Below are 22,557 nucleotides of genomic sequence, written 5' to 3' on the forward strand. Positions count from 1 at the left end.
TACGAATAATGTGGTCGATTACATGTCTTTATGACAAAAATCCATTCGCGCAAGGGAGAAGCACTGGATGACTCATCGCCTCAAAAATCTCATCGTGCCAAGCCTGATGGTCTTACCACTGACCACGCTCATGGCGCATGCCGCCTGCACCATTCCCATCGGTATCGTGTTGCCGACCTCCGGCGAACTGAGCGCTCAGGGGCAAGAAAACGTACAAATGGCACAGCTCGCCATTCAACAGATCGACAAGGCCGGCGGGCCGGGCGTCTGCCGCCTCAAGGCCGTGATCAGCAACAGCCAGACCAAGCCAGCCATCGGCGTCGATGCTGCGAAAAAACTGGTCGACCTCGACCATGTACCGGCCATCGTCGGCGCATCGTCCAGCGGCGTCTCGATGGCGATATTGACTTCGGTGACCGCGCCAAGCCACGTCGTACAGATTTCGCCGTCGTCCACCTCGCCGGCGTTCACCACGCTCGCCCAGCAAGGCAAGACCGGCGGCTATTGGTTCCGCACGGCACCTTCCGATGCCCTGCAAGGCGTGGCCATGGCCTCTGTCGCCCACCAGCAAGCCAAGCTCAAGCGCGTCGCCGTGATGTACCTCAACAATCCTTATGGCAGCGGCCTGGCGGGTCGCTTCGAGCATGAATTCAAGGCCATGGGCGGCACGGTCACCGCCAGCATCGCCTTCAATCCGCGGCAGCCGTCCTACCGCAGCGAGGTACATCAGGCCATGCAAGGGCATCCCCAGGCGCTGTTCCTGGTCGGCTACCCGAACACCGGCGAGGTGATCGTACGCGAATGGATCAGCGCCGGCGGTCCGCATACCTACCTGTTCCCCGACGCCCTGCACGCGCCGCAATTCGTCAGTGCCATCGGCGGCCGTTATCTCGACGGGCATACCTGGGGCACCGTGCCGGGCAATACCCGCACGCGCAGCCTCGGCTATGTTGCGAAGGCCTTCAAGCGTGCCTACGGGCATCCCATGAGCGAGTCCTACGATGCCTCGACCTACGACGCGACGGCCATCGCGGCACTCGCGGCCTATGCCGCCAAGGCAGGCGGCGCCGTCACCGGCGCGCGCGTGCGTGACATGATCCCGCGCGTCACCGACCCGAAGGGCGCCCCGATCTACGCCTCGGTGCGCGGTTTCCGCAAGGCGGAAAAATTGCTCGCCGCCGGCAAGCCGATCCGTTACATCGGCGCCTCAGGCGCGCTGCACTTCAACGCCACCGGCGACGTCAAGGGACCGATGGTCGTCTGGCGCGTCAAACAGGGCCATATCGACCCGATCGGAACCCTCAGTGCAAAACAAATCGCCAACATCGGCGCGCACGGCTGACATCACTGCAAAGACACGGGACCATCTAATACGTGCGCCCCGTGTCGAAATCTTCACAAAATGGAGCCCGCGTGGGCTTTGCGACAAGCCCTCGACACCGGAATACCCGAATGTCGCGGACCGAGAGCTGGCTTGAATATTGCGTTGCCCGTCTGCCTGCAAGACAAATCGCAATCGCCACACTCAAGGAGAATCGCATGAAGGATGAAACCCTGCCCTGGGACGATGCAGCACTGCTACGTCTGGAAAAAATGCCCTCGTTCGTACGCAGCATGGCCAAAGGCAAGATCGAAAAAGCTGCCAAAGAGGCCGGGGAGAGCCGCGTAACGGTGGCATTTCTGGATGCGAGCAAAGGCAAGCTAATGGGCTAGCGCCTGATCGCGTCCAGCGTCCGGATCTTCATGCTTCGCACTGGCAAGCGCTTCGATATACTCGAGCGGCGACTGCAACCCATCCCGGATCGCCGCCATGACTGGAATGTCGAAGCCGCATATACGCATCGCTCGACCGGATGATGCGATCGCGATCGCCCGTATCCACGTCGAAGCCTGGCGTGCCACTTATCCCGGCATGATGCCGCAAGCGCATCTCGATGGCCTGAACGCCGGAGAATCGGCTCTCCGATGGATGCGCGTCCTCAGCGCAGACAATCCAGCGACGCAGGTGGTGCTCGCGCTGGATGGGCACGAGCATGTGGCCGGTTTCTGCGTGTATGGCAGTTCAAGGGATACCGACGCAGACGCCGCGCCCGGCGAATTGATCGCGCTGAATATCCATCCGGGGGCCTGGCGAAGGGGCCACGGGCGCCGTTTATGCGCGAGCGTCTTCGAACATGCCCATGCCGTCGGCTGGCAAGCGATCACGCTATGGGTGGTCCGTGACAATCACCGCGCCCGGCGCTTTTACGAAAAACAGGGGTTCACGTCCGACCGCACCGAAAAACAAGACCCCCGTTTCCTTGATGGCAAGGTACATGAGGTGCGCTACCGAAGAATCTTCACCGACTGAAATAAAACGGAAATAAATATAGACGGACGTTTTTTGCCACAACACCAACACTCTCAGTCGTATATCGCAAGCTCACGTGCTCGACGTGCCGCATCGCCATCACGCACGACCGGCACACTTTCCAGATGCGCCCAATAGGCTGCGGGCAGACCGTGCTCGCGGGCACCATTCAGCACATGCGCCTTGTACCCATCGAAGGGCAATACCCCAGATTCCGCGCGAAGTGCACGGTAGGTATGCGCGTAGACACGGCCACCATCCGGGCACTCGATTTCCAGCATGACGCGTTCGTAGGCAATCCCACGACCCTCATAACGATCCAGCACCGGCAACTCCCGTGCATCGAGACGAAACAGCACACCATGCACCACATCCGCTACGCACTCCTTGGCATAGGCATCACACTCGGCCGAGCCGTCGATACGGCTGAGCATGTGAAATTCCAGGCAATGCCCCATCAATCTACCTACGCCGATGTTGCGTGCCGAACCCACCCGCGCCTGCAGGCGTGCGCTCGACATGTTCGAGCCATAGGCAAAATAGAAAATCGTGTTAGACATCACGATCATGTACAAAATCTGTCGGCGCGGGTTCAATATTGCCGGCCGCTTTATCGGATACGCCCCGAATCGCAGCGACCTGAGCCGTGTCATTTCGTCTCGCCGATGGGAAAAGTTATGCTTATGAACCAATGCGCCTAAAAAATGTCACTATGACTGCGGTTATTCGAATCAGTAGCCCGCTGGCCGAATATAGTCGATTCGCCACCTGGTCACGTCAGGAACGAGCTATCCCATGACAACTGCACCCTCAATATTATTATTGAATACCCCACCTACGGCCCTTTGGCCTGGGCCACCCAGTTCTCGTACGCTGGAATAGGGTCTTGCGAATGGGTCTGCGCAGTCGGCTCCTGGCACTGATCGCACTGGCCTTGCTACCGGCCTTTGGGCTGATGTATTTCATCAGCCATATCGAACATGACGCCGTACGCGCAGAGGCTGAGCGATACGCACTGACCCTGACCCAAAAAGAGGCCGTCAACCAACTCAAGACCATCTATGAAGCGCGTACTGCCCTATCGATACTTGCGAGAATTCCGGAAATCGCGCAATCAGCCGACGTTTGTACGGGATTTTTGCGGCGCTACATCGACCAAGCACCACACTTGGCAAACATCGGCATCATCCAATCCGACGGTCATCTGTTATGTAGCAGCGTTCCCTTATATGGCCACGATCCCGACATATCCACACTCCCCTATTTCAGGCAGCGCGTACCCAGACCACGCTTTATCCTGAGCGACCGCATCATCGCGCCCTTGAACGGACGCCGGACGCTGGTCGCCACCTATCCTGTGCTGGACACCCAAGGCACGGCACGACGAATCCTCTTTGCCACCTTACCACTCGACTGGTTTTCAACCGCCGCATCCCACGCCCAATTACCAACCGGTGCATTTTTCAGCCTGCTCGACGCCAATGGCCATGTTCTCGCGCACTACCCGGACTCAACCCGACTCATCCCGCACGAGCAAATACTCCTACACAATATTCAACCCCATACACGGACGGCCACCCCCTGGGCTGGGCGCACGCAAATCGACGGTCATGAGTGGGCGGTTACCGTGACCGGGTTAAATACACACGCGCTAGGGCATGGCTTGCACGTCATCGTCGCAATTCCGATGACCTCGCCATTGCAGGATGCCGACAGCAGGCTGTACTGGAATTTCGGAGTGCTATCGACATTCGCGCTGATCACGCTGATCCTAGCCTGGTACGGTGGCAACCTGCTCATCCTGCGCCCCATTCAGCGGCTGGCAAAGGCGGCCGACATGATCGCGTCCGGTCGTTATTCCGTACGCACACACATCCTCGCAGGACCCCGCGAAATAACCGCATTGGGCGACGCCTTCGACAACATGGCCGGTGCGCTGGAAGAACGCATGCGCCAGGATGAAATTCAGAAACAACGCATCACAAGACTCAATCGAATCTATCACATACTCAGCGCCATCAATGGCGCCATCATCCGAATACGGGACCGCGATCAGCTCCTCAACGAAGCCTGCCGTATCGTGGTCGAACTCGGGCACCTGCAATTTGCCTGGATTGGCCTGATCGAGCCAGACCGCGATGCCTTACGTATCGCGGCACTGGCCGGTAATGCGGAAGCATTCGTACGTACCATTCGCGTCACGCTCGACCCCGGACAGCCCGAAGGCCAAGGTCTGGTGGGGGAGGCCATACGTGCCGGCGAGTGTAAATTCTCGAATCAGGTCAGCGAGGATCCCCGTCTGAACAAATGGCGCGAGGGTCTGGACGATGCCGGCATTCAGTCCGCAGCCGCCTTCCCGCTCAAGGTGCACGGCCTTACGGTCGGCGCACTCGCGCTATATACCAGCGAACCCGATTTTTTCGATGAACAAGAGCTAACTTTGCTCAACGAGTTGGCGGCGGATACTGCGCTCGGTTTGGAACATATCGAAAAAGACCAGCAGATCAGCTTTTTGGCAAACCGGGACACGCTCACGCGTCTACCCAATCGCAATTTATTTGAAGATCGCCTACGTCAGGAATTGCGACGCTTCCATCACAATACCGTTCAAATGGCCGTTTTAGCCATCAGCGTCGTCAATTACCCACGAATCAACGACAGCAAAGGTCGGGCGATTGGCGATCAGGTGCTGCTCGCCGTGGCGGCACGCCTTGAGGCACTCGATCTGAGCGATGAATCGCAGGGCCTGCTTAAGGATCGCGTCGCCCGGCTCGGCAATCATGATTTTTGCCTGATCGTGGGCGACGCAGCCGACCCTGCTTACATCGAAGCCTTATCGGAGAAAATTCATGCGACGCTCGCCGAATCGGTCAAAACCGAACGCGAGGCAGTCGATCTTGACGTTCGGATCGGGGCAGCCCTTTATCCGCGCGATGCCCGTCAGGTCGACGATCTTATCCACCATGCGCTGTTTGCGACACACATCCAAACTGCCGTCAGCCCGCACTCACGCATTGCCTTCTATTCGGCCCAGGAAGATACGGCCGCGCAAAATCGTGATGCCCTCGAAGCTGGTTTACGGACAGCCGTCGAACGGCAAGAATTTTATCTGGAATATCAACCCAGAGTTAATGCCAAAACAGGCACCATTTCCAGCGCGGAAGCCCTCATCCAGAAGTGGACCCGGGAAATTGGACAGCCCGCTAAGTGCTCTCTCGGGTTATGCCGCCAGTCTGGCGGCGGATTCGTAGTACACGCTGTCGGGGGTGCGCCGGTCCAGTGACTGGTGCCGCCTCTCAGCGTTGTAGAAGGCCAGGTATCGCCCCAGTGACCTTCGTGCATCGGCGATATTGTCGTAGGCCTTCAGATACACCTCCTCATATTTCACGCTGCGCCACAGGCGCTCGACGAACACGTTATCGACCCACCGACCCTTGCCATCCATGCTGATGCGGATGCCATGGTGCTTGAGAACGCCGGTGAACGCCTCGCTCGTGAACTGACTCCCCTGGTCGGTATTGAAGATCTCCGGGGCGCCGTAGGCCTCGATCGCCTCCTCAAGCGCATCGACGCAGAAGCTCACATCGAGCGTGTTCGATACGCGCCAGGAGAGCACCTTGCGCGAGTGCCAGTCCATGATGGCCACCAGATACACAAAGCCCCGCGCCATCGGGATGTAGGTCACGTCGGTCGCCCAGACCTGGTTCGGGCGGTCGATAACCCGATCCCGCAGCAGGTACGGATAGACCTTGTGCGCCTGATTGGCCAAGCTGAGGTTGCGCTTCGGGTACTGTGCCCTCAGGTCCATCGTGCGCATCAGGCGCTGAACCCGCTTGCGGTTTACGCGGTGACCCTGGTCTTCCAACCAGTCGTGGATGCGTCGGCTGCCATAGAAAGGATACTTCAGGTGGCAGCGATCAATCAGCGCCATGAGTTCCAGTTCCTCGTCTGTAACCGGCTTGGCCACGCGGTAGAACGTCGAGCGCGGCAGGTCCAGCAACGCGCATTGCCGCCTTACCGGCAGCGGATCCTGACGATCTATCATTGCTTTCCTCTGGGCCCGTGAATCCGTTCGAGCCCGCGTTCTAAAAAATCATTCTCCATCGTCAGCTGGCCGATCTTGGCGTGCAACTGCTCAATGGTTTCGGCCGACTGTTCAGCCTTCTGTGCGCCCTTGCCGAACACATCCGAGGCGTTGCTCAGCAGCTGCTTCTTCCAGTCCGCGATCTGATTGGCATGTACATCGAACTTCTTGACCAACTCAGCCATCGTCAGGTCACCCTGTAGCGCTGCAAGCGCTACCTTGGCCTTGAACTCAGGCGAATGGTTTCGTCTTTTCCGTCTCATCGCTTCTCTCCAGAGCGTCTCGCTCATGATGAAGGAAGCACTTATCAGCGTTCAATCACTGTCCAATCAGGTGGGTCCAGTTCTTCCGATGGGATCGGCCGGGTCACGGACTTGTATCGCCCAATGAATTCATCCCCGTACTCGAAGATACCGGGCTAATCGTCCCCGTCGGGGAGTGGGTTGCACGCACCGCGCTCATGCAACGACTGAGCATGCAGCACACTGTGCCTGACTCATTCGTCATTTCGGTCAATGTATCCAGTCAGGAATTGCATACCGCCAACTATGTGAATCGCATACGCGCATTGCTGGAAGAAACCGGCGCACACCCTGATTGGCTCGAAATCGAAATTACCGAATCCGGTCTTGTCGAAAACGGCAATACCACGCTCGAACAATTTTTCAACCTCAAGTCCTTGGGACTCAAGCTTTCGATAGACGACTTCGGCACCGGTTATTCCTCACTAAGCTATCTGCGACAATTCCCTGTCGACACGCTCAAGATCGACCAAGCCTTTGTCCGCGAAATCAGCCATGCGCAGGATGCGCTATTGATCGTGAAATCCATCATTGGCCTGGCCAAGGCGATGAATCTCTCTGTAGTCGCTGAAGGGGTGGAAACCCTCATCCAGAAACGAATCCTGTCACAAGAGGGTTGCGATGAAATACAGGGTTATTATTTCAGTCGCCCACTAAGCGTGACCGCCCTCACAAAATTATTGGAAACACCGGCCCCATTCAGCCAACTGATCGACTCGCATGACTAATACCGCATCAGACATCGATTGCCATCATATCCATACATCACCAATACACAACGACCAAAATCGATTTCGCATGAGGCGCCGATTTCAGCAATGTTTTCAAATACACACATGAAGCGGGAAAGATAAGTTATGCAAGGCATACCCTATTTTTCGAAATGAGAATCGAGCATGCTTGCTGACGACACATAGCCTGCCGCCGAAACCATGTCGACGACCTGAACTGGGCCAATTCCGGCGCATCGTCACCATTCGAATACGCCACATGGGCGAACCATATCTGCGGCATGGCCTGCCTGAAAATGATCCTCGCGGCACGCAGCGGCGTGATCCACCGCACGCACGACCTGCTGCGTACCGCACTGGATTACGGCGCATACCGTTGCGAGAACGGCATCATTCGCGGGCTGATTTATGCACCGTTCGTCGAAATGATTCGCCGCGAATTCGGGGTCTATGCTGAGATCGTGACCAATATTCACGCGACAAAAATCCCTGCGTTACTAGCGAAGCAACGCCTGTTCATCGCTTCGGTGCATCCCGCAATACGTCGACCTGAAAACCACCCGCCGCGGAAAGGTGGTCACCTCGTGCTGGTCACGCAGTCGCGGCCGGGCGAACTGCGCTTTCACAACCCATCAGGTCACGTCGGGCGCACGCAGTGCGACGCGCGCCTCGATACCGATATCTTCGAGCTTTTTTTTCGCTGGGCGCGGCATGGTCGTTCATCCCGCCGGCAGCCAATGGCTCACGATGGGATGACTGTATCGGAACGTCCGTAACTCGTATAGTAGGTCACTGGGCCTCACCTTCACCCATACGCTCAGGCGTTAACTGAAACGCGTTATCACCCCCCTCTCCGTTGACCATGATCGATGGCGGCAGAGCAAGTCGAAACCATGCTCCGGATTAAAGGTGATTTTCTCGGTGCTGCGCCTGAAGGCTCACTCGCTTGAGCAGGCGGTGAACAACCGGAAAAACCAGAATGGCCGACACCGACACGAAATAGATGCCGCTGTACAGCGCGTAGAACATGGAGAAGAGCTTGGCGGCGGTTGTATGCATTTCCGCAACCGGCCCCATGCCGGTCAGTATCATGCTGGCGTTGAAGAAGCTATCGAGCCAACCCAGCGAATCCGTCAGATGGTAGCCTACCGCACCGACGCCTAGCGAAATCGCCGTCAACAAAATTGACAGCCCCAGATGACGCAGCAGACGCAGGGAAAATTGCAACGGACTAAGCAGTTCGTTGGTTACTGACATACCGCCGCCACTCCTTCATTAAAAAACGCTACGGCCCGCCGATGATATCGACGTAGGTAATATGTGTATCGTCTCGACATCGCCTGTTGGGGCACAAAAGCCAAGGACTCAATCCGTTCGCGGCGCCAGTGGGTGCGGCGGCCTCGATGTCGGTCGCAGGACCAGCCAAAGCGCCACGCCGATCATACCTCCACCCAGCGCGTAGCCAACAGACAGCCGCTCTCCAAGCAACAACCAGCCCCAGAATACACCGAATAAAGGAATCAGAAAGGTGACGGTCAAAGTTTTTAATGCACCGATCTCAGCAATAAGACGGAAAAACAATATGTACGCGAAGGATGTGCACAATAGGCCCAGTGCTAGCATGGATAACCAGACCTCAATGCCGATGTGTGCCCAGGCAATAGGTTTGTTGTATGTCTGCCATACCATGAACGGTGCGAGCGTGAATACTGCGCCCAACTGACTGCCGAATGCCAAAACCCGGTTGTCGATGCGTGTGTGATCGGTGATCAGACGCTTGGTCAGATAACTCGCAAAGCCATAACACAGCGTGGCGGTAAGACATGCCATCACAGCCAGAATCGTTGCGACATTCATTGCGACAGGGCCAGTTTCCGTCAGGACGAACACCCCACTCAAGCCAATGGCAACACCCATTAGTTTTTTCAACGTAATTTGCTCGCCGAAAAAAGAACCACCGATGACCACCCCCATCAATGGCGTTGTCGCATTTAATATTGAACTATATCCCGCTGGAAGCACCATCGCTGCCAGTGAATACATCAGAAACGGCACTCCCGATGTGATGATACCGATTCCGAGGACTGCCTTGGATCGCCCCTCAAATGACAAGCGCACACCCATCACAAGGAGTATGGCAAGCAAACCTAGCGCACCGAAGGCTACGCGTCCAAAGGCTGTCGGGATAGCGCCCAGAACAGGTGCAGAAATGCGCATGAAGAGAAAACTGCCTCCCCACAACGAGGCCAGCAGTAATAGACGCGAAAAACTTTTGATATTCATCGATATTGATCGCCTATAGAGGAGTCACGGATTCTGACAACTCGGCATAATGGCTTCATCCTGTTTCTTGTCTTTTATATTCAAGATGATGCATTCGCATTGTTATCAGCGCCACAAACACACACCGGCACCATAGACTCCTCGATCATTGGCGCCGCCCAATCAAGCAGACCGCAACTGCCACTTCCGACAATTCAATGCTTCGCCATCACATGAGCGTCATACGCGGCCATCCAGCCCAATGCCGTTCCCGACATCATGGCGCAGTAGCCGTCGCATGCTCGGTCAACACCTGGGCTTTGTGCCAGCCGCGTTTCAGTCTCACGGTCTGGTGCTAACCGAACGAAACGCTGGGCATTATATGGCGTGCCTCCCATCGCTGGATGGATTTTAGCTAATAGACCCGGCCGGCCGGGACAAACATGGCTACAACGCTGGCATCCACACCGAGCTCCCGCCGGCCAGCCGCAGGACGATCCCCGCATGTGACATTTACTGCGGAACGATCGGGAGCACCCGGCAAACCACTCGGTCCTGCATCGAACGCCACCCTATTTTACGCTGCCGTTTTTGAACGCATGCATGCCTGATGTGATTATTCGTGAACTCCCCATGAAATTTTCTAACAGACAATTCACAGATACCTAACACCGCAGGAATCACTGGGCAAAAGATAAAATCATTCTCCGTAAAATATCCCATCAAAAATCGATCACCATCGACTTGATTACCGAAACCGATATAACCCAATCTCGATCCAGACCTAATTGATCTTGCCACAAGCAGCGGCAGGCAATATTTATCGAATCTCATGCACATCCCTTTCTGGGCGCGCTATTTATGATACTCGATCGATCCGCGCCGAGACGCGGCTGGCGCTATGCCTCGGCGCGGAATATATATGTCAAAAATACGGGGTCCATCGCATGCATGGCACCTTATTTGCCAAAGAAAGAAGACCGTACCTACCTGTGCCAGGCGGCCGGAAACGTCGCACCGACACACAAGAAAGCCGTGTGGGGCGACGCACACTCAGCGCACCCCGATCTCCTTACCGTTGAACGTCAAGCTGCCGTGCCCATAGCCGAGGTCGAGTGCATAATTTCCTTCTCTCATGCTCAAAAACCCCTGGTTGCGCAAGTTATCCAGATAACGCTGAGAGGCCTGGGCAAGCTGATACACCGGCACACCCTGACGGGCCAGGAAGAGGGTGGCGAGATGGCGCGCCAGCGAAGGCGGCGCGCTCAGTTTCAGACTTGCCACTAGATCTTGTGGCAACGTGGTCACGGATGGCGTAGCGCCGTTAGCCGGTTCCAGCCTCGCCTCGCCCTGGCCCGTCAAAATACCCTGCGGCGTCCCGAGACGCAGTCCGCTGAGTCGCAACACCGGTTCGTGCGCCAGCAATACCTGCGCCGAGGGTATGAGCAGACCGAACAAACGCTGCATCGCCTGCTTGGGCGGCTCACCGCCTTGCGGCTGCAGCCTGTGCTCCGCCTCGCGCAGCGTCCGCATCGTGTCGATCAAGGCAGGCACGTACAGATGGTTCATTTCCACCGTTAACCCAGCTGGGCTGTACTGATCGCCGTTCATGTCGAACTGCTTCAGGTTCCAACTCATGCTCGAATCCGCGTAGCCGTCTTTGGGGTCCGTCGTCGAACTACTGATTTCCACCCCATTCAGAGCGAACTGCGGCGTTCCCGTATCGCCATGCTGACGCACGACCAGCTTGGACAGCGACATCGTCCCCTGCCCAGCGGCGATACCGCCGGACAGATGCGAATCCACTGACATGCGCAGTTCACCGAGCCGTACATCTTGCGGCGGACGTGATTTGTTGGGGAAATTGCGCGCATCAAATCCGCCCCATGACAATGCCATTTTGCCAATAGCCTGACCGTCGACGATGTGCAGATGGTCAATATCGAGCGTTATCGGATCAATCTGCAGATGGGTGCGTAACGGCCCTGTATCATCGACCGTCAGCGTCCCGCTACGACCATGCCCATGCAGACGCTGACCGCTCTGCATCAGCACGAGATTGGACTGGGACCAGCGCATCTGCAAACCGTTGCGGTTGGTCATATGGCCTGCATCCACCTGCAGTGTGAACGTATTACTGGCGCCAAGCGTCACCACGTCATGCAGACGATAGCCGCTATCGGCCCGGCTCAGTATCCGGTCCAGCCCTTCGACGCGCGTGTCGATGACCGCCCCCACCGGCATCAGGCTCACGCCGTCGCGTGCCCAGGCGGCAAAGGGGAGCGGCCCGTAAGCGATGTGCAGATGCAGGACGATGGCCTGACGAAGACGCCTCTGCGTATCGGGCCAGCGACGCTCGACCGGCTTCAGGGTCAGCGTATCGCTTTGCGAAAACCAGCCGTGCGTACCGGCCACGTAGCGTGCCTCGAACAAACCTTGCTGATTGATTGCGGTTACCGCGGAGGCGATCTCGCGATTGGCGATCTGGCTTGTGTAAAGCGGGCCGAGCCCCGCCACGGCGGCCAGCAGCGCGGCCAGCACGCCAAGCGAGAGAGTGACCTTTTTCATTGGAGAGCTCCTTTGCGGATTTATTGTTCTAAGCGCACACGACCTGTCGACCGCAGTCCATTATCGGTGACATTGTGTAACCATTCGTCGGCCTTGGGAACCCTGCCGGCCCTTGTCAGATGATGGGCAACACAACGACGGCCTTATCCGGCAAAATCCAAAATGGAGATATCCGTATTTCGCGAACTCAGGGGCACCATCAGGCAAATGAACACGAACGTACGCTGATCGTCCATCACATGTTCTGCCTCCCGCCGCAGTTTTCAAGCACCTCCATCGTAAGGACCGGCCCTCTCACCAGGCCACTGAGCAACCCAGCGCCTCCGACTCATGAACGGCGGTGGATACCACATCGCACAGTCCGTCGTCATTGTGACGATCCTAAAGGATATCCATTGCGGATAACCTGATTTTGGCACCTTCGAAGTTTATCGGCCCATCCTCATCCTAGCCTTCAAAGCCGAGTCCTTATGCGCATTCTCACGCATGGTGCGACGCCACGGGCGCGTGGGCCTTTATAAGACGATGCTTGGGATATCCACGCCCCACTGGCCATCACAACGCACAGGCACACTTCGCTGCGCCCTGGCCGGACGCAGCGTTTTACACGGTAACCCATGGCTCAGTACCCCATGAAGCGAAGACCGCGCGGTTATTTCAAGGGCAGATAAACATCGGTGATCAACTCATGCTCCGGCGTTTCAGGAATCAAATTCTGGTAGTTGAAAAATAGCGGAAAATCGCGCAACACCTCACCACTCTCCGGTAGCCAGTCACGGTAGAGGTAATAGGCAGCCTCGCCCAGCCGATGGTGCGAACCGAGGTGACGTACCACCGCGCAACGCCCACCGGGTATTGTCTTGTTCACCACGCCCTGGGGATTGTCTTCCGGAATCGTCTCGGGCACCGCCCCACAAATATCGAAGCGAAATGCCTCGGATGGCGTCGTAGCGGGGTCATCATAGGCGACGCCGTAGGTTCCGCTGGTCGCGACGGGTGACAGACCACTGGCCTTGCGCCATGCGATGAATTGTATAGCCGTATCGTTCACCCCATCAGGAGCACCGCGATGCTCCAAGGCGGCTACTCTCGTATGCGGAAAATCCACGATTTTTACATCCATAATCCATTTCCTCTCTCTCTTCGGAAGGCGATAGTGCTCGTGCCACGGTTGCCAGGCCGGGCGTTTCCTGAATTGAGAAGGCGTTTGGCCGAAGGCATGCTTGAATGCACGGGAAAATGACTCGGGATTCTCAAAACCCGCCTCCATAGCAATATCGATGATCCGCGAGTGATCTTCGAACGCGAGCCGGTATGAGGCGCGCCTGAGCCGCATCAACCGGATGTAGCGCACCACGCTGATGCCGACGTACTGCGAAAACTGTCGATGAAAATGAAATTTTGAAAAATTCACCACCCGGCTCAATCGTTCCACGGACAACTCATCTGCAAGGTGTTTATCGATGTATGCAAATACCCGATCGAACCGTTGCGCATAAGCTTCCGCTTGACCTCCTTTCACTGCCTGCCTCCTCAATCCAGTACCCACTATGCCCACTACACGCGGTTATATCCTGACCGAGCTTGCTGGATTGGGGTATACCGCGCCAACGTCGACAGCATCGCCGCCGGGCGTACCGCGCGCAAATTTCTCGGCTAAGCGCTCGTTTGAGCTGTGCGAGGATCTGGAAAGCAACTCATGCCATCTACGACGACAGGTGGCGGGAGGGAATGCCCAAAATCACGACTACATGCTGTATGTGCAGCACCACACGCGCACGAAATCTCCCGCCGGTACAAACCCGACAGGAGATCGCACCCATAGCTGTTTGTAGACGGCCTACATCAGGCCCAGCAGCGCGCCCAAGGGAGGGAGGTAGGCACCCATTGCACGCAGCCAGGCGGGAACATGACTCTGCGCACCCAGCTCGATAATATTTGCCATATAGCCGATCGCGCCAACGGCAAGAATGATGATAATGATTGTAGGTAGCGGTCCAGCATCCGCCTCGACAGTGGTGCGCTCTACACCGGCAGCAATATTGTTGTGATGCGTAGTTTTAGCATCCATGACCTTCTCCAAAAGATGAGCCCTGCCCTGGCGGGATGGATATCATTGATCTGTCGCTCACCAGGACTTTATTCAAGGCTTGGCCACCGTAAGAGGGTGTTGCCGGCCAATGCCTTGCCCCTTAACGAAGCGCCGCCAGACTATCGTATTGGCTTATTTTCTGGCGCCCGCCCGATCGATGGAAATTTATCACACACACCTGCATAAGCGATAATTTCCATCAATACCCATGCTAGGCATGCTGGTATACGCCTTGTTCAGCCACATTGCGCACCGCATGGTCCACTCTATATCCATGGCGGAAGCGCGCGTAAAAACCGTTTCCAGGGGAGACCGATAACAGCCGTGGCCAAAATGCTCGAATGCGCTCCATGCCCCATCTATGTCCGGGCGAATTAGCCGATTAACGTTCTAATACGTGTGACCGCTCGGCTGAAGTACGCCGCCAACCGACGATGCGACGACGTGAATACAGGACCATTCGGCAGAGACTTTCGGAACTTGCTCATAGATGCCAGACCAGCGCAACAGCGCTACGACCAGAAGCAAGCCGGAGGCATCCAGATATTCATTGGGCCGCCTGACAATGACTATCACGTGGCGATCGCGGATCATGAGGAGGCAATCGCCACCTACGTATCTTGTCTGCCCGGTTTTCGGGTAGAAACCACATTGCCGTATGGACCACTCATGAATCCATCGTGCGCAACATGGTCATTTCACAGCAGGCCGTGCCAAGCGGATCGCACTCCCGCCGTTCACGCGCAGGGTCAAGCAACCCGCCGCGCCATGCTGGGCGGTCTCGAAGTACGATGGGTAATTTGTAATGGTTAGCGAATCCCGAAAACAATCACCGGAAATCAATTACGGGCCTGGCAACTGAACCAGGCCCGCGTGGTCCCGAAATGTTTAGCTTAATGGCGTATTAACCGTCAATCCTGGCCACTACGGACACCGACAAAGGCTGCCCAGGTGAAAAAGATCATGACGATGGTCAACGTCCCGGTACCTACCGCACCGGTGGTCAGCCCGGTTGAAAGCAGAACACCCGTCCAAATGGCAAGACCAATGATGGTCAGAAGAACGATTACCGTACTCACGAGTGACATCGACGTACCCTCCTTGCAGGTAGATGACGAACCCGCGCCGATGGGTCGACTCGCTCATCGCTAGGGTTCGGCCGTCCTGGCGACCTTGGCGGACTCCGCGCAGGGAAACAGGACTCCAAGGAGTATAGACACCACAAGCTCAAACACGTGGCCACAGCTTTTACGCCACGCACCGACGCGGTGCGTCGACTGACGACCGGCCCGATCAGCCACTTGTGATCCGCCACCTACCGTAAGGCAGAAAACATTGCCGCCACCAGCGGAGGGAGCCATCGCCCACCCGAACGGTTTTAGACGAACCGATGAAAATCATCAGATCGGGTTTGTTTTGGCCCGCTTTGCCGCGTATGGATGCTATGACTTCAGTGAACTTCGGTTTCCAGGCCCACCAGTGCCCTATGCAAGTGGTTGCCGACGTCATCGGTTTCGGTATCGACGGACAACACGACCAGCGTTACGCCACCCCTGACGATCTTTTGCCCGGCCACCGGAATTCCAGGGGCATATTCTTCGGCACTCAGAATCGCCGACGTCGGTTTCTGCGCGAGCGGGTCAATCGCGAAATGTTTTGCGGCGAGGGGCGTGGGTTTAAGAACGACTATGGACATAAGCATTTCCAGAAAAATTTTTGAGCGCACCCTGTTAGCTGAAACATGGGCGCTGGTTAAGTTCGGATCCTGTTTTACACCAATCCTCAAAGAGGCACTGATCGCATCAGGGTCACATCTTGAATTGTGCCAGAAGCAAAAGGCAAGCCCCGACGTCGAGCCCAAGCGTAAGTTATGGCAAAATTATCGCACGCTGGAAAACACTTTCTTCAATAAATCAGTCGTCCGCGCCGCAGGTTGGGTACGGATGGATTTCTCCTCAGCCGCGATTTTCAAAAACAAGCCATCCAGCGTTTTTTTCGTGATGTAGGCATCCAGATTGCTATCGCCCACGAACATCCGTGCCATCGGCCCTGCCTCGGCGATCATTTTCTTGTACGCCAGCGTCACACCCGCCTTGTTCGTGGCCCGCGCAATGATCGGGCGCAGACGCGCTGCCAGCTCCGCACCTGAGGTGCGCCGAAAATACTCGGTGGCCGCATCATCGGGGCCTTGCAGAATGCCCCGCACGTCCTGCAGGGTCATATGCCGAATGGCCCCGGCAAAGACCTCCGCCGCCTGCGGCACCGCCTGCTCGGCCGCATGGTTCATAGTCGCGACGAATTTATCAGCCAATTCCTGCTGGTGAAATTGGCGCAACACGCTTGCCACCTGATCCAACCCACTGGGCAATGGAATCCTCACCGCCGCGTCGTCGAGAAATCCGTTCCGCCGCCCGAGCTGATCGATCGCCACGTTGACGCCCTTGGACAAGGCCTCCTTGATGCCGCGGGACATTTCGGTCTGTGTCAGACCGGCGGCGGGGGATTTGGTTGAGGCACTGGAAGAAGATGTCCCCGAACCGTTCAGCAGCGTGCCGAACGACTTCATCAGGTCTTCCCGAAACCCGGCATGTGCCGCTGGCATGAGCGCAAAGACAGCGATAGCCGCGAACAATACCGGCCTGTAGTAGTTACGCAGTAGCATGAGCAGCCCCCCAGTGGTAGGTCAGCGCGAAGATCGTCTAAGGCCCATGGTGTTGGAGACTTGTCTTTTACCTAAGCGGTATCACCCAGCATACGGCAAGAGCAGGCCCAGGGCGTCACATGCGCGCATCGAACCGGGTGACCCGCTCGGCCAGGCGCTCGTCGCGCATGAGCATGAAGAAATGGGTCTCGGGCAGATGAACCGGATGCGTCGGGTCGAAAGCCGAATCGCTGCGCGCAAGCGCGAAACGGCGATCATGCGGCAGGCAGCGGCCGGCTTCGAGGGTCATGGTGATGAGCGCCGGGACTAAGCCCCTTGACGGGATAATGGTAGAGGCGTTCAACGACGAGGCTAAGCATCTCCTGGCTCGGGCGTCGGCAATGAATTCGCCATGTCCCGGCAGCACGGTACTGTGCAAATAGTACAGTGTCACCGTACTCGATACGCGTGCACGCGCTAATTGAAGCGTTCGCAGACCCCGCCTAGCCCTTCCAACAAAACCGTACGATCGCCGTCACCGCGATAAATGTCCTCACGGCGATCACCTCGCGAGGTGACATGGTATAGGCTACCAGCCGACTCGATTCGCAGAGGTCTCGACATATTTATAAAGTCCAGTTCAATTGTGCTTGATTACAAGACCTACCCCTGAAACCGCGCGCGACCGCGCACAGAACTTAGATTACAAGCCTAGACGCTCAACATCTTCTCTAAATTTATCGAGTAACCGCAATGGCTTAGCTCTTGAGCCAGCTTTACTTTCCAACCGCCTTGTTGATCGTATTCTACGTAGACAACACCCTGATAATCAGATGGAATCTCAACGCCTTCCTTATATAGAGCACAAACCCTATTTCGCCCTAATTTCCCCATGAAATACCCCAACTCCATAATCACGTTCTGCCTTGCTCGTTTATTTATTTTTTTCTCATCTTCCCCACCAACATCATCTGGGGTAAGCAATATCACGGCGAAGCCAACATCCGAATAAACTTCAAATTTCTCGATGATGGTTTTTCCGCCGCTAGGCTGTTCGTGAAGAATTATAGGATCAAGGCCTATAAGACTGAGATACCTAGCAACGGTTGATTTAGCTTCCGAATCACGACCATGCACAATAAAAACTTTGTTAGTCTTGTAATTAGTCTCAAAATCTCGAAGCCGCATGTCATTGGCTCTTACGTCATCAGATTGCCGACCTAAAGATTCTTTCAAGATCAAACCTTCAAGAAAACCTATCTGTCTCGCCCTAGTATCTTCAAAAGATTCATAAACATCCGCCGACAAAGACCCAAACTCATCCGAAACCTTCGGATCAAACCCAGTTTTTAATATTTGGCAGACACGTATCTCCCAATTCCAAAGATCATTGGAATCATTGGCACGCCAGCCATATTCAATTAAGTCATTTAGTTTTTCTTTAAGAAATTCCATAAATCAACAATTCCTCAAAAAATTGAATTAACCATAAACATCATCCTCTAATCGTTTAAGATAATACACACAGTGAGTCCGCTCCCACAGTTACATACTCACTTCTCTCCAACTCTTCTCCAACCGTGCCACCGACACCGGGCGCGGCGTGCCCAGCTCCTGCGCAAACAGCGACACGCGCAGTTCCTCGATTTGCCAGCGGTAGTCGCGCAGCGCCTCGCCGACGTTGCGGCCGTCGCCCCAGTGCTGCTTGCAGCGCGCCCATAGCGGTTCGATTTCCACGCGCAGGCGGCGATCCTTGTCGGGCTGCTGCTTAAGTCGTTCCAGGCGGCGCTCGATGGCCTTGAGGTAACGCGGCAGGTGCGGGCGGTGCTCAGCCGGCGTAGCGCGGGCAAAGCCGGGGTAAACCAGATAGGCGAGCTGGTCGTTGATATCGGCGACGGCTTCGATCCAGCTCAGCGGGATATTACCCTTGAGGCTCTGCCGAATACGGTGGAAAACGGCAAGCGCGTCGTTCATTCGCTCGGCGAGTTGCGCGGCGGCGGGGATGCATTCGCCACGCCAGACCTCGACGCGCGCGGCGAATTCGGCCTCGCTGCGCGGCAGCGGTTCGGCGAGGAACAGGTCTTCCAGCACGGCGTCGATGAGATCGTCCTTGAGCGCTTCACAGCGACCGACGGCGGCGAAGTGCAGGCACAGGGTCTGTGCGTGCGGGAGTTGCTTGTGCAGGTATTTGATCTGCTCGCGCAGCACAAAGCGCAGCAGGCCGATCAAGCCCTCACGGTGCGCATTCCCGGCGCTGGCGGCGCTATCCAGCACGCGCAACGCGACGCTGTCGCCCTCGCGCACCAGCGCCGGGTAGCCCTTGAGCGTGAGGCCGTGTTGTTCAATGTCGACGGTCTCCGGCAGATCGCCGAAGTCCCAGGTGGTGATCTCGTCACGCTCCAGGGTTTGCGTGGGCAGCGCCTCGAAGGTCTTTTGCACGCGGCCTTCCAGCGTATCGGCCAACGTAGACAGCTCGCGCCCGGCGGCGAGTACCTTGCTCTTGCCGTCGATCACCTCGAAGCGCATGCGCAAATGATCCGGCAGCGCGGCCGTATCCCAGGCTTCGGGCGGCACTTCGACGCCGGTCATGCGCTGGAGCTGGTGCGCCAGCGCGCCGGTCAGCCCGCCCTCGCCGAACGCGAGTGCCTGTGCGCAGGCGCGGGCGAAGTCCGGCGCGGGCACGAAGTGCTTGCGCAGCGCCTTGGGTAAGCCACGGATCAGCGCCGCGAGCTTGTCCTCCAACAGACCGGGCACCAGCCACTCGCAGCGCGCCACGTCGATCTGGTTGAAGGCGGCCAGCGGCACGGTGAGGGTCACGCCGTCGTCCTCGCCACCCGGCTCCAGACGGTAACGCAGCGGCAGCGCGAGACCGGAGCCTGCGGCGAGCTGGTCGGGAAAACGCTCGGCAGTGATGTCGTCGGCACCGTGCTGCATCAGCGATTCACGGGTCACGTAAAGCAGCCGAGGCTGCTCTCGCTCGACCTGTTCGCGCCAGCGCTCGAAGGCCTTGCCGTTGTTCACATCGGCCGGCACGAGGCGGTCGTAGAACGCGAACAGGACGTGTTCGTCGACCAGAATGTCCGGGCGACGGGCCTTGGCCTCCAATGCCTCGACTTCCTCGATGAGCGCGCGATTGTGTGCGAGGAAGCTGCCGCGACTGCTGAATTCGCCGTAGACCAGCGCATGGCGAATGAACAGTTCACGCGCCTCGGTGGGGTGGGTGCGCGCGTAGTCCACGCGCTTGCGCGGCTGAATGATCAAACCATAAAGCGTGAGCCGGTCGAAGGCACCGACGCGCGCCGGGCGCTGCTCCCAATGCGGCTCGAAGATATGGTGATTGATGAGATGCGCGCCGAGCTGCTCGATCCACTCCGGCTTGATGCTGGCGCCGGTGCGAGCATAGGTGCGCGCGGTTTCGGCGATCTCTGCGGCCATCAGCCACTTGGGGCCGCGCTTGTGCAACCCGGAGCCGGGGAAGATGTGGAATTTGCGGTTGCGGGTGCCGAGGTAGGCGTGTTTATCACGGTCGTCCTCGGACTTGAAGCCGATGTGCGAGAGCAGGCCGGTGAGCAACGCGCGATGGATCGCGTCGTACTCGGCCGGCTTTTCGTTCTCGCGAAAACCCATCTCCGTGAGCTGACCGTGGAGCTGGCGCCAAGTCTCGATCCACTCGCGCACGCGCATCCACGACAGGAATTCGCGCTGGCAGAGCTTGCGCAACTGCGACTTGGAGAGATGCCGCGCCTGCTCGTGGTAGTGCTCCCAGAGCTTGAGGTAGGCGAGGAAATCCGAGCGTTCGTCGTGGAAGCGCTTGTGCGCCTCGTCGGCAGCCTGCTGGCGATCCGCGGGACGTTCGCGCGGGTCCTGCACGGCCAGCGCGGAGACGATCACCAACGCCTCGCGCAGCGCGCCCTCACGCTCGGCGGCGAGCAACATGCGGCCCAGGCGAGGGTCGAGCGGTAGCCGTGCCAGGCGTCGCCCCAACTCGGTAAGCTGCAAGTCCGCATCCACCGCATGCAGTTCTTCGAGCAGCTGGTAGCCGTCCTTGACCAGACGCGGGTCGGGTGGATCGATGAACGGGAAGTCCACCACCTCGCCCAATCCGAGCGCGCCCATCTGCAGCACCACGGAGGCGAGATTCGTGCGCTGAATCTCGGGGTCGGTAAAGGCCGGGCGGGAGGCGAAGTCCTCCTCGCTGTAAAGGCGGATGCACACACCCGCCCCGACGCGCCCGCAACGGCCCTTGCGCTGGTCTGCCGAAGCCTGCGAGATCGACTCGATGGGCAGGCGCTGCAGTTTGGCGCGCCAGGAATAGCGCGAGATGCGCGCGGTGCCGGTGTCGACCACGTAGCGGATGCCGGGTACGGTGAGCGAGGTCTCGGCGACGTTGGTGGCGAGCACGATGCGCCGCCCGGCGTGGCTCTCGAACACGCGGTGCTGCTCGGCGGCCGAAAGCCGCGCGTACAACGGCACGATATCGGTGTGCGGCGGATGATGTTTGCGCAGCGCCTCGGCGGCCTCACGGATCTCGCGCTCGCCGGGCAGGAACACCAGGATGTCGCCGGCACCCTCGCGCGCCAGCTCGGCGCAGGCCTCGACGATCCCCTGGGTCTGGTCTCGATCCTCGTCGTCGTCCTCAAGCCGAACCAGCGGGCGGTAACGTACCTCCACCGGGTAGGTGCGGCCCTCGACCATGAGGATGGGCGCATCGCCGAAATGACGCGAGAACCGTTCCGGGTCGATGGTGGCCGAGGTGATGATCAGCTTGAGATCGGGGCGCTGCGGCAGCACGCGCTTGAGGTAGCCGAGCAGGAAGTCGATGTTGAGGCTGCGCTCGTGGGCCTCGTCGATGATCAGCGTGTCGTACTGGGTGAGCAAGCGATCTTGCTGCATTTCGGCGAGCAGCATGCCGTCGGTCATCAGCTTGAGGTAGCTCTCGGGGCCTACGTGGTCCGAGAAGCGCACCTTAAATCCGACGCCGCGCCCGATTTCGGTCTTCAACTCCTCGGCGATGCGCATGGCCACGCTGCGCGCGGCGATGCGTCGCGGCTGGGTATGCCCGATCAAACCGGCGGCACCACGTCCCAGCTCCAGGCAGATCTTGGGCAGCTGTGTGGTCTTGCCCGAGCCGGTGTCCCCGCAGATAATCACCACCTGATGTTCCGTGATGGCGCGGGCGATATCCTCGCGCCGCGCAACCACCGGCAGTTCGGCGGGATACGCCGGCGTCGGCAATGCGGCCCGCCGTACCGCCACCCGCTCGCAGGCTGCCTCGATCTCCGGTTCGAATTTTGTCAGCCCGCGATCGATCGGCTGCCCGCCACGCGCGCGGCGCGCCAGTCCAGCCAAGCGCTTGGCGAACTCGACGCGCTCGCGCGGACGCACCTCGTCGAGGCGAGCTTCAAGTTGCCGGAGGCGTTCGGAATCCTGCACGCGAAATCGTTCGGGTCTGCGGAAAGCCCCCAAGACTACCCGCGAGCGCAGCGACTGACCAGTCAACGGTTCTCAGCGCGTGAACGGGCGCTCA

General features: G+C 57.9%; 19 protein-coding genes. 6 read left to right on the forward strand and 13 right to left on the reverse strand.

Annotated features, from left to right (window positions below):
- The first annotated feature begins 67 nt into the window (after positions 1–67).
- From BI364_RS16370 to BI364_RS16380, 3 genes are all read left to right on the forward strand, one after another.
- Entirely contained in the window at positions 68–1,342 is a 1,275-nt protein-coding gene (locus BI364_RS16370) for an ABC transporter substrate-binding protein (protein WP_083251486.1), read from the forward strand.
- A gap of 110 nt (positions 1,343–1,452) precedes the next feature.
- On the forward strand, positions 1,453–1,713 hold the full coding sequence (locus BI364_RS16375; RefSeq protein ID WP_197495760.1) for a PCP reductase family protein: 261 nt from the start codon (positions 1,453–1,455) through the stop codon (positions 1,711–1,713).
- A gap of 97 nt (positions 1,714–1,810) precedes the next feature.
- On the forward strand, positions 1,811–2,350 hold the full coding sequence (locus tag BI364_RS16380; RefSeq protein ID WP_083251487.1) for a GNAT family N-acetyltransferase: 540 nt from the start codon (positions 1,811–1,813) through the stop codon (positions 2,348–2,350).
- Between the two features lie 53 nt (positions 2,351–2,403).
- Here BI364_RS16380 and BI364_RS16385 read toward each other — a convergent pair whose 3' ends face one another.
- Positions 2,404–2,919 carry a gamma-glutamylcyclotransferase family protein gene (locus tag BI364_RS16385; protein WP_197495761.1) on the reverse strand — a complete coding sequence of 172 codons (516 nt, stop codon included), beginning with the start codon at positions 2,917–2,919 and terminating at the stop codon, positions 2,404–2,406.
- 323 nt (positions 2,920–3,242) lie between these two features.
- Here BI364_RS16385 and BI364_RS16390 point away from each other — a divergent pair, with 323 nt between their 5' ends.
- Positions 3,243–5,633, forward strand: coding sequence for a sensor domain-containing diguanylate cyclase (locus BI364_RS16390; RefSeq protein ID WP_070079647.1), 2,391 nt, complete (start codon positions 3,243–3,245; stop codon positions 5,631–5,633).
- On the opposite strand, the gene BI364_RS16395 is transcribed toward BI364_RS16390, so the two are convergent.
- Positions 5,571–6,697, reverse strand: a protein-coding gene (locus BI364_RS16395; RefSeq protein ID WP_233279523.1) for an IS3 family transposase whose coding sequence is annotated in 2 segments (ribosomal slippage) — positions 5,571–6,436 and positions 6,436–6,697 — 1,128 coding nt in all. Because the reading frame shifts where the segments join, the coding sequence is not laid out codon by codon here. The genes BI364_RS16390 and BI364_RS16395 overlap by 63 nt on opposite strands.
- Before the next feature lie 65 nt (positions 6,698–6,762).
- On the opposite strand from BI364_RS16395, the gene BI364_RS16405 reads away from it, so the two are divergent.
- Both BI364_RS16405 and BI364_RS16410 read left to right on the forward strand, forming a co-directional pair.
- Entirely contained in the window at positions 6,763–7,464 is a 702-nt protein-coding gene (locus BI364_RS16405) for an EAL domain-containing protein (RefSeq protein WP_083251488.1), read from the forward strand.
- A gap of 284 nt (positions 7,465–7,748) precedes the next feature.
- Positions 7,749–8,243, forward strand: a complete 495-nt coding sequence (locus BI364_RS16410; RefSeq protein ID WP_070079649.1) for a hypothetical protein — start codon at positions 7,749–7,751, stop codon at positions 8,241–8,243.
- Between the two features lie 127 nt (positions 8,244–8,370).
- Here BI364_RS16410 and BI364_RS16415 read toward each other — a convergent pair whose 3' ends face one another.
- The 11 genes from BI364_RS16415 to hrpA all read right to left on the reverse strand — a co-directional run bounded on the left by BI364_RS16415 (position 8,371) and on the right by hrpA (position 22,463).
- The gene (locus BI364_RS16415; RefSeq protein ID WP_070079650.1) at positions 8,371–8,724 is read right to left on the reverse strand and encodes a hypothetical protein; all 354 of its coding nucleotides are present in this window, start codon (positions 8,722–8,724) and stop codon (positions 8,371–8,373) included.
- 108 nt (positions 8,725–8,832) lie between these two features.
- A complete protein-coding gene (locus tag BI364_RS16420; RefSeq protein WP_070079651.1) occupies positions 8,833–9,750 on the reverse strand; it encodes a DMT family transporter in 918 nt (305 codons plus the stop codon).
- A 1,032-nt stretch (positions 9,751–10,782) separates the two neighbouring features.
- Complete coding sequence (locus tag BI364_RS16425) at positions 10,783–12,297, reverse strand: YdgA family protein (RefSeq protein ID WP_070079652.1); 1,515 nt, start codon at positions 12,295–12,297, stop codon at positions 10,783–10,785.
- A gap of 652 nt (positions 12,298–12,949) precedes the next feature.
- A complete protein-coding gene (locus tag BI364_RS16430; RefSeq protein WP_070079653.1) occupies positions 12,950–13,819 on the reverse strand; it encodes an AraC family transcriptional regulator in 870 nt (289 codons plus the stop codon).
- A 318-nt stretch (positions 13,820–14,137) separates the two neighbouring features.
- Positions 14,138–14,368 (reverse strand): hypothetical protein, encoded by a 231-nt coding sequence (locus BI364_RS16435; RefSeq protein WP_070079654.1) that lies wholly within the window; start codon positions 14,366–14,368, stop codon positions 14,138–14,140.
- Positions 14,369–15,300: 932 nt separating this feature from the next.
- The gene (locus BI364_RS18130; protein WP_156782715.1) at positions 15,301–15,477 is read right to left on the reverse strand and encodes a hypothetical protein; all 177 of its coding nucleotides are present in this window, start codon (positions 15,475–15,477) and stop codon (positions 15,301–15,303) included.
- A gap of 362 nt (positions 15,478–15,839) precedes the next feature.
- The gene (locus BI364_RS18135) at positions 15,840–16,085 is read right to left on the reverse strand and encodes a hypothetical protein (RefSeq protein ID WP_156782814.1); all 246 of its coding nucleotides are present in this window, start codon (positions 16,083–16,085) and stop codon (positions 15,840–15,842) included.
- A 183-nt stretch (positions 16,086–16,268) separates the two neighbouring features.
- Complete coding sequence (locus tag BI364_RS16450; protein WP_083251489.1) at positions 16,269–17,051, reverse strand: DUF4197 domain-containing protein; 783 nt, start codon at positions 17,049–17,051, stop codon at positions 16,269–16,271.
- A 115-nt stretch (positions 17,052–17,166) separates the two neighbouring features.
- Positions 17,167–17,340, reverse strand: coding sequence for a hypothetical protein (locus BI364_RS18140; RefSeq protein ID WP_156782815.1), 174 nt, complete (start codon positions 17,338–17,340; stop codon positions 17,167–17,169).
- A 401-nt stretch (positions 17,341–17,741) separates the two neighbouring features.
- A complete protein-coding gene (locus tag BI364_RS16455) occupies positions 17,742–18,485 on the reverse strand; it encodes a TIR domain-containing protein (protein ID WP_070079657.1) in 744 nt (247 codons plus the stop codon).
- A gap of 90 nt (positions 18,486–18,575) precedes the next feature.
- Positions 18,576–22,463 (reverse strand): ATP-dependent RNA helicase HrpA, encoded by a 3,888-nt coding sequence (gene hrpA / locus BI364_RS16460; RefSeq protein WP_070079658.1) that lies wholly within the window; start codon positions 22,461–22,463, stop codon positions 18,576–18,578.
- Positions 22,464–22,557: the final 94 nt, after the last annotated feature.

The organism is Acidihalobacter yilgarnensis (assembly GCF_001753245.1).
Taxonomy (GTDB): Bacteria; Pseudomonadota; Gammaproteobacteria; order DSM-5130; family Acidihalobacteraceae; genus Acidihalobacter; species Acidihalobacter yilgarnensis.

Coding starts and splice junctions, on each gene's coding strand:
- BI364_RS16380 (WP_083251487.1), top strand. CDS start 1,811: ATGACTGGAATGTCGAAGCCGCATATACGCATCGCTCGACCGGATGAT.
- BI364_RS16415 (WP_070079650.1), bottom strand. CDS start 8,724: ATGTCAGTAACCAACGAACTGCTTAGTCCGTTGCAATTTTCCCTGCGT.
- BI364_RS16385 (WP_197495761.1), bottom strand. CDS start 2,919: ATGATCGTGATGTCTAACACGATTTTCTATTTTGCCTATGGCTCGAAC.
- BI364_RS16435 (WP_070079654.1), bottom strand. CDS start 14,368: ATGGATGCTAAAACTACGCATCACAACAATATTGCTGCCGGTGTAGAG.
- BI364_RS16425 (WP_070079652.1), bottom strand. CDS start 12,297: ATGAAAAAGGTCACTCTCTCGCTTGGCGTGCTGGCCGCGCTGCTGGCC.
- BI364_RS16370 (WP_083251486.1), top strand. CDS start 68: ATGACTCATCGCCTCAAAAATCTCATCGTGCCAAGCCTGATGGTCTTA.
- BI364_RS16375 (WP_197495760.1), top strand. CDS start 1,453: ATGTCGCGGACCGAGAGCTGGCTTGAATATTGCGTTGCCCGTCTGCCT.
- BI364_RS16390 (WP_070079647.1), top strand. CDS start 3,243: ATGGGTCTGCGCAGTCGGCTCCTGGCACTGATCGCACTGGCCTTGCTA.
- BI364_RS16455 (WP_070079657.1), bottom strand. CDS start 18,485: ATGGAATTTCTTAAAGAAAAACTAAATGACTTAATTGAATATGGCTGG.
- BI364_RS16410 (WP_070079649.1), top strand. CDS start 7,749: ATGGCCTGCCTGAAAATGATCCTCGCGGCACGCAGCGGCGTGATCCAC.
- BI364_RS18135 (WP_156782814.1), bottom strand. CDS start 16,085: ATGTCCATAGTCGTTCTTAAACCCACGCCCCTCGCCGCAAAACATTTC.
- BI364_RS16420 (WP_070079651.1), bottom strand. CDS start 9,750: ATGAATATCAAAAGTTTTTCGCGTCTATTACTGCTGGCCTCGTTGTGG.
- BI364_RS18140 (WP_156782815.1), bottom strand. CDS start 17,340: ATGACCCTCGAAGCCGGCCGCTGCCTGCCGCATGATCGCCGTTTCGCG.
- BI364_RS18130 (WP_156782715.1), bottom strand. CDS start 15,477: ATGTCACTCGTGAGTACGGTAATCGTTCTTCTGACCATCATTGGTCTT.
- BI364_RS16450 (WP_083251489.1), bottom strand. CDS start 17,051: ATGCTACTGCGTAACTACTACAGGCCGGTATTGTTCGCGGCTATCGCT.